We start from the raw sequence: 13,716 nt of genomic DNA, 5'->3' as shown, positions 1-13,716 counted from the left end.
CGCCCGGACCATCGAGCGTCTGGCCGGGCACTGGCTGAACCTGTTGCGCGGCATCGTCGAGACGCCGCAGCAACGCATCGGCGAACTGCCGCTGCTCGATGCGGCCCAGCAGCAAGTGGCCCGGCAGGACTGGTTGCGCACGGTCGAGCATGGCGACGCGGTCTGCGTGCACCAGCGCATCGCCGAACAGGCACGCCGCACGCCGGAGGCGGTCGCCTTGATCGTCGAAGAGCAGGTCCTGACCTACGGCCAACTGGAGGCGCGCGCCAACCAGCTCGCCCATCGGCTGATTGCGCTGGGCGTGACGCCCGACCAGCCGGTGGGCATCGCGGTGGAGCGCAGCGCCGAGATGATTGTCGGCCTGCTGGCGATCCTCAAGGCCGGGGGCGCCTACGTGCCCCTGGACCCGGCGTACCCCGAGGATCGCCTGGCCTACATGATCGAGGACAGTGGCTTGCGGTTGCTGTTGACCCAGGCCCGCCTGCAAGGCGTGCTGCCGATTCCGGCTGGCTTGCCGACGTTGTTGCTCGACCAGCCCGACGCGGCGTTGCAGCAGGCTCCGCACACCTGTCCGGTAGTGTCGCTGAATGCCGAGCACCTGGCCTACGTGATCTACACCTCCGGCTCCACCGGCAAGCCCAAGGGCGTGATGGTGCGCCATGGCGCGCTGGGCAACTTCATCAGCAGCATGATCGCCCGGCCGGGCCTGGACGCCAGCGACCGCATGCTGTCGCTGACGACGTTTTCGTTCGATATCTTTGGCCTGGAAATCTACGGGCCGTTGTCCGCCGGGGCCTGCGTCGTGTTGACCGGGCAGCATGTTCACCAGGACCCGCAAGCGGTGCTGGCGCTGGTCGAGCGCCACGCTGTGACGGTGCTGCAAGCCACGCCATCGAGCTGGCGCATGTTGCTGGACCATGAACACGCGGCACGACTGGCCGGACGCACCTTGCTGTGCGGCGGCGAAGCCTTGCCGCTGGCGTTGGCGCAACGGCTGCTGGCCCTGTCGCCGAAGGTCTGGAACCTCTACGGCCCGACCGAGACCACGATCTGGTCGGCCGTGCATCCGCTGAGCCTGGACAACAGCCGGCCGTTCCTCGGCACCCCCCTGGACAACACCGCGCTGTACGTCGTCGGCAGCGATCTGGCGCTCAACCCGCCCGGCGCTCCCGGTGAGTTGCTGATCGGCGGCGACGGCCTGGCCCGCGGCTATTTCCAGCGCCCGGCCCTGACGGCGGAGCGCTTCGTGCCGGACCCATTCTCCCGCACCGGCGCGCGCCTGTACCGCACCGGTGACCTGACCCGGTATCGGGCCGAAGGCGTGGTCGAGTACATCGGCCGCATCGACCATCAGGTGAAGATCCGTGGCCTGCGCATCGAACTGGGCGAAATCGAGGCGGCGCTGCTGGCCCTCGCCCAGGTGCGTGAAAGCGTGGTGGTGGCCCACGAAGGGGCGACCGGTGCGCAACTGGTGGGCTATGTGGTGCCCCGTGACCAGGCCATGCCGGATGCGCAAAACCAACAGGCGCTGCGCAACGACATCAAGGCCGCGTTGAAGGCGCAGTTGCCGGAATACATGGTTCCGGCGCACCTGGTGTTCCTCGCGAACCTGCCGCTGACCCCCAACGGCAAGGTCGATCGCAAGGCGCTGCCGGCCCCGCAAGCCAGCCCGTCGCAAGGCACTTACGCGGCCCCCCGCAGCGCCACCCAGCACATCGTGGCCGGCATCTGGCAAGACGTGCTCAAGCTTGAGCGGGTGGGCTTGGACGACCACTTCTTCGAACTCGGTGGCCACTCGTTGCTGGTCACCCAGGTGATGACCCGGGTGCGCCAGGCGTTGAAGGTCCAGGTGCCGCTGCGCACCTTGTTCGAACACAGCGTGCTCAGGGATTTCGTCGCGGCCCTGGGCGTGGAGCAAGCGCATCGGGAGCCGCCGCTGGTGGCGTTGCCGCGACAGCCGTTGATGCCGTTGTCGTATGCCCAGGAGCGCCAATGGTTTCTCTGGCAACTGGAGCCCACTAGCACCGCCTATCACATCCCGGCGGCGTTGCGCCTGCGCGGGGCGCTGGACCTGCCGGCGTTGCAGCGCAGTTTCGATGCGCTGCTGGCCCGTCACGAATCCTTGCGCACGCGCTTCGTCGAGCACGATGGGCAGGCGTGGCAGACCGTCGACCCTGTTGCTTCGCTGGACATCACTGTGCAGACGTTGCCCGCCGACCTCGACGACGCGGCGCTCTTGATGCGGGTGGCGGAAGAAACCCGCGGCCTGTTCGATCTGCACCAGGGCCCGCTGATGCGGGTCACGCTGATGCGTCTGGCGGCTGAGGACCACGTGCTGGTGCTGACCCAGCACCACATCGTCTCCGATGGCTGGTCGATGCAGGTCATGGTCGATGAGCTGATGGACACCTACGCTGCCTTCAGCACCGGCCAGGCACCGGCTTCGGCAGCGCTGGCGGTGCAGTACGCCGACTATGCCGCGTGGCAGCGACATTGGATGGACGCCGGTGAGCGCGAGCGTCAGTTGAGCTACTGGACCCAACGCCTGGGTGATAACCCACCGTTGCTGGAATTGCCCACCGACCGGCCGCGACCGGCCGAACAAAGCCATCGCGGCGCACGCTTGCAAGTGCCCTTGAGTGCCTCCCTGGCCGCCGACCTCAAGCAACTGGCCCAGCGGGAAAACGTCACCTTGTTCGTGGTGTTGCTGGCGGCGTTCCAGACCCTGTTGCATCGCTACAGCGGCCAGGCCGACATTCGCGTTGGCGTGCCCGTGGCCAACCGTAACCGGGTCGAAACCGAAGGGCTGATCGGCTTCTTCGTCAACACCCAGGTGCTCAAGGCCGACATCGACAGCCAGCAAAGCCTGCGTAGCCTGTTGCAGCAGGTGCGCGACAACGTGCTCGGGGCCCAGGCCCACCAGGACTTGCCGTTCGAACAACTGGTGGACGCGCTGCAACCGGAGCGCAGCCTCAGCCACAGTCCGCTGTTCCAGGTGTTGCACAACCACCAGGCGCGCCAGCCCCGCGGTTCGGTGGCGCAATTGGCGCACGTCGATGTCCAGGCCCTGACCTGGGACAGCGACACCGCCAAGTTCGACCTGACCCTGGACACCTACGAATCGGCGGACCAGCTCTGGGCCGAACTGACTTACGCCACCGACCTGTTCGAGGCCGCGACCATCGAACGCATGGGCCGGCACTGGACGAACCTGCTCCAGGCGCTGGTCGCCGACTGTGGACAACGCATCAGCCAGGTGCCGCTGCTCGATGCTGCCGAACAGCAGGCCATGTTGGGCCTGTGGAACCCGCAACGGGCGGATTTCCCGAGCCATGAATGCCTGCACCAGCGGATCGAGGCCCAGGCCCTGCGAGCCCCCGACGCCATTGCGTTGAGTCATTTGGACCAGCACCTGAGCTATCACCAGCTCAACGCCCGGGCCAATCGCCTGGCCCATCGGCTGATCGAGGCCGGTGTCGGGCCGGACGTGCGCGTCGGGCTGGGCATGGCGCGCGGCCTGGAACTGGTGGTGGGGCTGTTGGCCATCCTCAAGGCCGGCGGCGCCTATGTGCCGCTGGACCCCAGCTACCCCGAGGAACGCCTGGCCTACATGATCGCCGACAGCGGGATCGGGCTGCTGGTGACCCAGGCCCAGGTGCTCGACCGTTTGCCGGTGCCCGACAGCGTGCGCTGCCTGCGGGTGGATGAGGACCCGCTCGGCTACAGCGACGCCAACCCGGGCGTGGCCATGTCTGCGGACAACCTGGCCTACGTGATCTACACCTCCGGTTCCACCGGGCAGCCGAAGGGCACGTTGCTGGCTCATCACAATGTGCTGCGGTTGTTCGAGGCCACCGCGCAGTGGTTCGAGTTTGGCGCACATGACGTCTGGACCCTGTTCCATTCCTTTGCGTTCGACTTCTCGGTCTGGGAAATCTTCGGTGCGTTGCTGTACGGCGGCCGGTTGGTGGTGGTGCCGTACGACACCAGCCGTTCGCCGGAAGAGTTTCATGCCTTGCTCTGCCGCGAAGGCGTCACCGTGCTGAACCAGACCCCGTCGGCGTTCAAGCCGCTGATGCAGGTGGCTTGCGCCTCAGCCACGGATGCGCAAGCCCTGGCGCTGCGTTATGTGGTGTTCGGCGGCGAGGCGCTGGACGTCAAGCACCTGCGGCCATGGTTCGAGCGCTTCGGCGACCGCGCGCCGCGACTGATCAACATGTACGGCATCACCGAGACCACGGTCCACGTGACCTACCGTCCGCTGGGCGAAGCCGATTTGCAGCGCGACGTCAGCAGCCCGATCGGCGAGCCGATTGGCGACCTGTCGTGGTACTTGCTCGACGGCGACCTGAACCCGGTGGCCGCCGGGTGCATCGGCGAGTTGTACATCGGCCGCGCGGGCCTGGCGCGGGGCTACCTGAACCGTGCCGACCTGACCTGCCTGCGCTTTGTCCCCGACCCGTTCGGCGGCGAGGGTGGCCGGCTGTATCGCACCGGCGACCTGGCGCGCTGCCGCGCCGATGGCATGATCGAATACGTCGGGCGTATCGACCATCAGGTGAAGATCCGCGGCTTCCGCATCGAACTGGGGGAAATCGAAGCCCGGCTCCTGGCATTGGCGTCGATCCGTGCCGCGGCCGTGCTGGCGGTACCCGGCCTGAGCGGGCCGCAGTTGGTGGCCTACCTAGTGCCGACCGACGCCACCTTGGCGGGCGACCCGTCGCGCCAAGGCCAGTGGCGCGATGCAGTGCGCGCCGAACTCCGGGCGACCTTGCCCGAGCACATGCTGCCGGCGCACCTGGTGCTGCTGGAGCAACTGCCGCTGACCGCCAACGGCAAGCTCAACCGCAATGCATTGCCGTCGCCGGACACCGGCACCGTGACGCAGGCTTACCAGGCCCCGCAAAGCGAGCTGGAGCAGCGTCTGGCAAGCCTCTGGCAAGAGGTGTTGAAACGGCCGCAAGTGGGCCTGGACGACAACTTCTTCGAGCTGGGCGGCGACTCGATCATCTCGATCCAGGTGGTCAGCCGTGCCCGCCAGGCCGGTATTCGCCTCAGCCCCAAAGACCTGTTCCAGCACCAGAGCGTGCGGCGCCTGGCCCTGGTGGCGACGCTGGAGGACGATCAGGCCGGGATTGACCAGCAACCGGTCGAGGGGCCGGCGTTGCTGCTGCCGATCCAGCAGCAATTCTTCGACGAGGCGATCCCCACGCGTCATCACTGGAACCAGTCGGTGCTGCTCAAGCCTCGCATCGCCCTGGAGGCGGACAAGCTCGAACAGGTGCTGCGTGCCCTGGTCAATCACCACGACGCGCTGCGCCTGGGCTTTACCCAGCAGCCATCCGGCTGGGTGGCGGTGTATCGACCCCTTGAGCAGCCATCCGACGATTGGCTGTGGCAGGCCGACGTGGCCGACAGCGCGGAACTGGAAACGTTGGGCAACCGGGCCCAGCGCAGCCTTGACCTGCAAGACGGCCCGCTGCTGCGGGCGGTGCTGGCCAACCTTGCCGACGGCAGCCAGCGTCTGTTGCTGGTGATTCATCACCTGGTGGTGGACGGCGTGTCCTGGCGCATTCTGCTGGAAGACCTGCAAAACGCTTATCAACAGGTGCACCAGGGCCAAGCCTTGAAACTGCCGGTCAAGACCCATGCCTTCAAGGACTGGAGCGAACGGTTGCAGCGCTACGCCGCCAGCCCGGCGTTGCAGCAGGAGCGGGCGTACTGGCTGGACGGCCTGGGTGCCTGCGGCAACGACCTGCCGTGCGAGCGTCTCGACGCCGGCCAGCAGAACCGGCTGCAAGCCACGGTCATGACTCGCCTCGATGCGAACCTGACCCGCCAACTGCTGCAAGAGGCGCCGAGCGCCTACCGCACCCAGGTCAACGACCTGCTGTTGACCGCGCTGGCGCGGGTGATCGGGCGCTGGACCGGGCAACCTTCGGTGCTGATCCAACTGGAGGGCCACGGCCGAGAAGCGCTGTTCGACGACATCGACCTGACGCGCACAGTGGGCTGGTTCACCAGCCTGTTCCCGGTGTGCCTGACCCCGCTGGATGGGCCGGGCGAATCGATCAAGCAGATCAAGGAACAGTTGCGCTCGATCCCGAACAAGGGCATCGGCTTTGGCGTGCTGCGCCACTTCGGCGATGCGTCCACCCGGCAAGCTTTTGCCAACCTGCCCACGCCGCGCATCACCTTCAACTACCTCGGCCAGTTCGACGGCAGTTTCGCCGGCGATGACGGCGCGTTGTTCACCCCGGCCCAGGAAAACGCCGGCCTCGACCAGAGCGCCGATGCGCCGATGGGCAACTGGCTGACCCTCAACGGCCAAGTCTATGGCGGTGAACTGAGCATTGCCTGGAACTTCAGTCGCGAGCGCTTCCACCCTGCGACCCTCGAACGCCTGGCGGACGAGTACGCCCAGGAGCTGGCGCTGTTGATCGGCCATTGCGTGGAGCCTGGCAGCGTCGGCCTGACGCCGTCGGACTTCCCCCTGGCCGGCCTGACCCAGGCGCAGCTCGACGGGTTGCCGATGCCGGCGCGGCAGGTGGTCGATGTCTACCCGCTGTCGGCGATGCAGCAGGGCATGCTGTTCCACAGCCTCTATGAACACGCCGCCGGCGACTACATCAACCAGGTGCGCCTCGACGTCGAAGGCCTGGACCCGCAACGCTTCCAGCAGGCCTGGCAGGCCGCCGTGGAGGGCCACGACATCCTGCGCACCAGCTTCGTCTGGCAAGGGCTGGAGCGGGCCGTGCAAGTGGTGCACAAGCAACTGGCGATGCCGTTCACCGTGCTCGACTGGCGTGAGCGCAGCGACACCCACGCCGGCCTCGACGCACTGGCCGAGGCCGAACAGGCCCGGGGCTTCGACCTGACCCAGGGACCGCTGCTGCGCATGACGGTGGTGCAACTGGATGAGCGGCGTTGCCACCTGATCTACACCAACCACCACATCCTGATGGACGGTTGGAGCAACTCCCAACTGCTGGGCGAAGTGTTGCAGCGCTACGCCGGCCAGCCGGTGCCAGCCACGGCGGGGCGCTATCGCGACTACATCGACTGGTTGCAGCGCCAGGATCCGCAGCTCAGCCAGGCCTGGTGGTCCAGCCAACTGGCCGATCTGCAAGAGCCGACACGCCTGGCCCACGCGATCCAGCGGCCCGCCGACGATCAGCCGCGTGAGGGCCATGGCGAGCGTCATCAACTGATCGATGCGCTGCAGACGCGCCTGTTGAGTGAGTTCGCCCGCCAGCAGAAGGTCACCCTCAACACCTTGGTCCAGGCCGCGTGGCTGTTGTTGCTGCAACGCCTGACCGGGCAGCAGACCGTGGCGTTCGGTGCCACCGTGGCCGGCCGTCCGACCGAACTGGCCGGGGTCGAGCAGCAGATTGGCCTGTTCATCAACACCTTGCCGGTGATCGCCAGCCCGCTGCCGGCGCAGACCGTGGGCCAGTGGTTGCAGAGTGTCCAGGCGCAGAACCTGGCGCTGCGTGAACATGAGCACACGCCGTTGTTCGACATCCAGCGCTGGGCCGGCCAGAACGGTGAGGCGTTGTTCGACAACATCCTGGTGTTCGAGAACTACCCGGTGTCCCAGGCGCTGGAGCAGGGCGCCCCCGGGCAACTGCGCTTCAGCCACATCCAGAATCACGAACAGACCAACTACCCGCTGACCGTGGTGGTCAACGCCGGTGAGACCCTGGCGTTGCAGTACAGCTATCGACGCGAAGCGTTCGCCGAGGGCGTGGTCGAGCAGTTGAGCAGCCTGTTGGGCAACCTGCTGCGGCAAATGACCCAGTCGGCCGAGACGACCCTGGGCGAACTGGCGTTGCTGGACAGTGCGCAGGTGCAAGTGATCGAACAGTGGAACGCCACTGCCCAGCCGTTCGCCCTGGACCAGGGCGTGCACCGTCTGATCGAGGCCCAGGCCCTGCGCACGCCCGACGCCATTGCCCTGGTGTTCGGCGACCAGGCACTGGACTACCGCCAGCTCAACGAACGGGCCAACCAACTGGCCCACGCGCTGATCGAGCGTCAGGTCGGGCCGGACACGCTGGTCGGCATCGCGATGGAGCGCAGCCTGGAAATGGTGGTCGGCCTGCTGGGGATCCTCAAGGCCGGCGGCGCCTATGTGCCGCTGGACCCGGAGTACCCGCGTGAGCGGCTCGGCTACATGATCCAGGACAGCGGCATCGGCCTGCTGCTGACCCAGCCGCAGGTGCTCGGCGCCTTGCCGCTGCCCCAGGGCTTGCCAAGCCTGTGCCTGACACCCGCGGGCGAGGCCTTCGACGCCTACCCGAGGGCGAACCCCGAGGTGGCGGTGCAGCCGGAGAACCTGGCCTACGTGATCTACACCTCCGGTTCCACCGGCCAGCCCAAGGGCGCCGGCAATGCCCACCGGGCGCTGGTCAATCGGTTGGTGTGGATGCAACAGGCCTACGGGCTGACGCCGGCGGACACGGTCTTGCAGAAGACCCCGTTCAGTTTCGACGTCTCGGTGTGGGAGTTCTTCTGGCCGCTGATGGTCGGTGCGCGGCTGGTGGTCGCGGCGCCCGGCGCTCATCGGGATCCGGCGCGGCTGATCGAGTTGATCGAGCGCGAGCAGGTCAGCACGCTGCACTTCGTGCCGTCGATGCTCCAGGCGTTCTTGCAGGCTGCCGACGTCCAGCGTTGCACCAGCCTGACCCGCATCGTTTGCAGCGGTGAGGCACTGCCGGTGCAGGTGCAGGTGCAGGTGTTCGCCAAGCTGCCGGGGGCCGGGTTGTACAACCTGTACGGCCCGACCGAGGCGGCCATCGACGTCACCCATTGGACCTGCCGCGAAGAAGGCCGCGACAGCGTGCCCATCGGCCAGCCGATTGCCAACCTGTCGACCCATATCCTCGACAGCGGCCTGAACCCGTTGCCGGTCGGCGTGGCCGGCGAGTTGTACCTGGGCGGCGTGGGCCTGGCCAGGGGTTACCACCGTCGCCCGGGCCTGAGCGCCGAGCGTTTTGTCGCCAGCCCGTTGGGCGGCGGCCAGCGTCTGTACCGCACCGGTGACCTGGCGCGGTATCGCGCCGACGGGGTGATAGAGTACGTCGGTCGCATCGACCATCAGGTCAAGTTGCGCGGCCTGCGCATTGAGCTGGGGGAAATCGAGGCGCGGCTGATGGCCCATGCGGCAGTGCGTGAAGCGGTCGTCGTGGCGTGTGACGTAGCGGGCAGCCAGCAACTGGTGGCCTACCTGGTGGCCGTCGATCCGGCCGAGCCGGCACGCCATCCCCCACTCAATGGGCAACTCGACGCCTGGCTGGGGGAAAGCCTGCCGGACTACATGGTCCCGGCACACCGCGTATGGCTGGCGCAGATGCCGCTGAGCCCCAACGGCAAGCTCGACCGCAAGCGCCTGCCGGCCCTGGAGCCGGCCGCCGCAGAGCACGTGGCGCCAGCCAATGCCACCGAGCGCACGCTGGTGCAGATCTGGCAGGGCGTGTTGGGCGTCGAATCCGTTGGCGTCACGGATAATTTCTTCAATCTGGGCGCCGACTCGATCATCTCGATCCAGGTGGTCAGCCGCGCCCGTGAACAGGGCATCGACCTGAGCCCGAAAGACATCTTCCAGCACCCCACCGTCCGCCAACTGGCCGAGCGGGTCATGTCGGCGGAACCTGTCACTTCGGCGGCCAGCGCCCTGGTGGACATGCCGCTGCACGGCCTGACCGAGCAGCAGGTGCGCCAGTTGCCGCTGCCGCGAGGGCAGTTGGACGGGTTGTACCGTCTGTCCCCGATGCAACAGGGCATGTTGTTCCTCGGCTTGAATTCGCCGGAAGCCGACCTGTATATCAACCAGTTGAGCATCCCGGTCCAAGGCCTGGAACCGGCGCGTTTCCAGGCTGCCTGGGAGGCGGTGAGCCGGCGTCATGACATCCTGCGCAGCGGTTTTCTCTGGCAGGACATGGCCGAGCCGTTGCAGTTCGTCCTCGCCGATGCGCCGTTGCCCATCAGCCTGCTGGACTGGCGCGAGCAGGACGTTTCGGCCCAAGCCCTGCAACACCTGGCCGACCGTGAACGGGCCCGGGGCTTCGACCTGGATCGCCCACCGTTGCAGCGCCTGCTGCTGGTGCGGATCGGTGCGGACAGCTATCAACTGATCTGGACCTATCACCACATCCTGATCGACGGCTGGAGCAGTTCGCAGTTGATCGGTGAGGTGCTCAGCCTCTACTCGGGGCGCGATCTGCCCGAGGCGGTGCCGTACCGTCACTACATCAACTGGCTCGCCCAGCAGGATGCCAGCGGCGGGGAACGTTTCTGGCGCCGGCACCTGGCCGAGCTCGACGAACCGACCTACCTGGCCGACGCCGTGCCGCGCAAAGAAGAAGGGCAGGGCAGGGGGCATGAAGCGCTCTACAGCCGCCTGGGCGAAGCCCGGACCGAACAGCTCAAAGCGTTTGCCAGGGACCAGCAAGTCACCCTCAATACCCTGGTGCAAGGCGCCTGGCTGGTGCTGCTCAGTCGCTACAGCGGCCAGCGTTGCGTGGCGTTCGGTGCCACGGTGGCCGGCCGTCCCGCCAGCCTGCCGGCGTCGGAATCGATCCTGGGGTTGTTCATCAACACCCTGCCGGTGATCAAGCAGGTGTGCGCCGAGCAACCGGTGGGGCCGTGGTTGCGGGACCTGCAGGACTACAACCTGGACATGCGCGAGCGCGAATACACGCCGCTGACCGACGTCCAGCGCTGGGCCGGGCGCGCCGGGCAATCGCTGTTCGACAGCATCATCGTGTTCGAGAACCACCCCATCGACCAGGCGCTACGCGAGTGGCGCGATGACTCGTTGAAGTTTGGCGAGAGCAGCGCTGCCGGCCTGACCAACTTCCCGATGGACCTGATGGTCACCCTCGAAGACGGGCTGGTGATCGAATACATGTTCCTGCGCGAGCATTTCGACCGGGCCACGGTGGAAGGCATCCGCGCCAACATGGAAGGGCTGTTGGCGGCGCTGTGCGAGGACGCCGCACGGCCCCTGGGCCGTCTCGGCCTGGACACCGGGCAGGCACTGGCGGCCCCGGCGGCCGAGCCATCGCTGGTGCCAGTGCCAGTGCCGGTGCACGTGCGCATCGGCCAATGGGCTGCCCGCGACAGTGAGCAGACGGCGGTCATCTTCGACGGCCAGCGGTTCAGCTACGGCCAGATCGAGGCCCGGGCCAATCGCCTGGCCCACGCCCTGATAGCCGAAGGGGTCGGGCCGGACGTGCGGGTCGGCGTGGCCTTACCCCGCAGCGAGCAGATGATTGTCGCCTTGCTGGCGGTGCTCAAGGCGGGCGGTGCCTACGTGCCGCTGGACGCCACTTATCCACGGGAGCGCCTGAGTTACCTGATGGACGATTCGGGCATTGCCCTGTTGCTCAGCGACTCGCGCCTGGACGCCGTATTGCCGACTCGGGCCAATCTTCATGTGCTGGCGCTGGACCGTCTGAACCTCGACGACCTGCCGGGCACGGCGCCCCAGGTGACGGTGCAGCCGGAAAACCTTGCCTACGTGATCTACACCTCCGGCTCCACCGGTTTGCCCAAGGGCGTGGGCGTGGGCCATGGTGCCCTGGCGATGCACTGCCAGGCCATCGGCCAGCGTTATGAAATGAGCACGGCCGATTGCGAGTTGCACTTCATGTCGTTCGCCTTCGACGGTGCCCATGAGCGCTGGCTGACCCCGTTGACCCATGGTGCGCGGTTGCTGATTCGCGATGACAGCCTCTGGACTGCCGAGCAGACCTTCAACGCCTTGCATGAGCATGGCGTGACGGTGGCGGCGTTCCCGCCGGTGTATTTGCAGCAACTGGCCGAGCACGCCGAGCAACAGGGCAACCCGCCGCCGGTGCGGGTCTACTGCTTCGGCGGCGATGCCGTGCCGCAAGCGAGTTTCGAGCTGGCCAGGCGGGCCCTCAAGCCGCGCTACATCATCAACGGCTACGGTCCGACCGAAACCGTGGTCACGCCGCTGATCTGGAAGGCGGGCGCCGAGCAGACGTGCGGCGCGGCGTATGCGCCCATCGGCACGCTCGTCGGCCAGCGTTGTGGCTACGTGCTGGACCACGACCTCAATCGCCTGCCGGTCGGCGTGGCGGGCGAGCTGTACCTGGGCGGGGCGTTGGCCCGAGGTTACCTGGGGCGCGCCGGCGGCACGGCCGAACGCTTTGTCGCCGATCCATTCGGCGGCGCCGGTGCCCGCCTGTATCGCACCGGCGACCTGGTGCGACAACGCGAGGATGGCACCCTTGACTACCTGGGCCGTATCGACCAGCAAGTGAAGATCCGGGGCTTCCGTATCGAACCGGGGGAAATCGAGGCCCGCCTCAAGCAACTGCCAGGGGTGCGTGACGCGGCGGTGGTGGCGCGTGACGGCGCCAGCGGCAAGCAATTGGTCGGCTACGTGCTGCCCGTCGATTCGACATCGGCCGGGGAGTGGTGCGAGGGCCTGCGCGAACAGCTCAAGGCGAGCCTGCCGGACTACATGGTGCCGGCCCACCTGATGCTGCTCGAACGCCTGCCGCTGACACCCAACGGCAAGCTCGACCGCAAGGCACTGCCGGCGCCGGGTGCCGATCCGGCGCGCCAGGGCTACGTGGCACCGGACAGCGCGCTTGAAAAAGCCCTGGTGGACATCTGGCAGGACGTGCTGAAAGTCGAGCGGGTCGGGGTGACCGATCACTTCTTCGAACTGGGCGGTGACTCGATCCTCAGCCTGCAAGTGGTGGCCCGCAGTCGGGGGCTCAAGGCCCAGGGCTTGAACCTTAAGCTGCGCGACCTGATGCAGAAACCGACCATCGCCCAGTTGGTGGCGGGTTTGCAGGGCCAAGCCTCGACGCCTTCCACTGTGTTGGCGATGAACGCCGAGGTGCGGGGCACGGCACCGCTGTTCTGCATCCATGCCGGGTTTGGCACGGTGTTCGACTATGAACCGCTGGCGCGGCGCTTGAGCGGTGTGCGCCAGGTGCTGGCGGTGCAGTCGGCGATGCTGCTGGATCCGGCGTGGCGCGACGCATCGCTGCCGGCGATGGCCAGCGCCTACGTGGCCCAGATCCGCGCACGGCAACCGCAAGGGCCGTATTCGCTGCTGGGTTGGTCCCTGGGTGGCACCCTGGCCTTGTTGATGGCCGCGCAACTGGAGCGCGAAGGGCAGCAGGTCGAGTTCGTCGGCCTGGTCGACAGCTTCGTGCCTTCGGCCGCGGTGGATCGCCACGCAGTGGATGACTGGCGCGCCGACCTGCGGGATTTCGTGCGGGTGACGTTGCCCGACGCCAGGTTGCCGCAGTTGATCGAGGGCGAGGAAACGGCGACGAATCTGCGCGCGTTGCTGGCGACGGCGATGGCCGGCGAGGGCGTTGCCTCCACCTACCTGGCCTTGGGTGCCGATGAGCTGGCCCATGTCTTTTGCGTCGCCCGCCACCTCAAGCACCTGTCGCTGCAACTGGACCGGTGCCCGACGGTGGCGGTGGAGCCGACGTGCTGGTGGACGCCGGGGCGCGAAGCCGAAGGGCTGGAACTGGCTGCGCAGGTGGGGCAGCCGGTGCAGGGTGAGCGGATCGACTGCGGTCACTTCCAGATTCCCCGGGATGAACGATTCCTGGCCAGGGCTGAAGAAATCCTTGCCGAGATCGTTGAATCAGAAGTCTTGTCCTGAACCTGTGGCCGGCCGGGCGTTGTGCCCGGTCGGCGTGGAGAGTGTGCTCA

At 67.2% G+C, this 13,716-nt stretch carries 1 protein-coding gene (running past one end of the window); it reads left to right on the top strand.

What is annotated here, in order from left to right; all coding sequences use genetic code 11:
* On the top strand, positions 1-13,666 hold the 3' portion of the coding sequence (locus KI241_RS18475) for a non-ribosomal peptide synthase/polyketide synthase (protein WP_212802851.1). 1,379 nt of this gene lie to the left of the window's left edge; 13,666 of the gene's 15,045 nt are visible here — the last part of the coding sequence; the start codon falls outside the window, past its left edge; it ends in the stop codon at positions 13,664-13,666.
* Positions 13,667-13,716: the final 50 nt, after the last annotated feature.

This window comes from Pseudomonas sp. Cab53 (genome assembly GCF_018325965.1).
GTDB lineage: Bacteria > Pseudomonadota > Gammaproteobacteria > Pseudomonadales > Pseudomonadaceae > Aquipseudomonas > Aquipseudomonas chlororaphis_E.
Note: the sequence above shows the minus strand (reverse complement) of the source record. Positions and strands in the feature narration are given on the sequence as shown.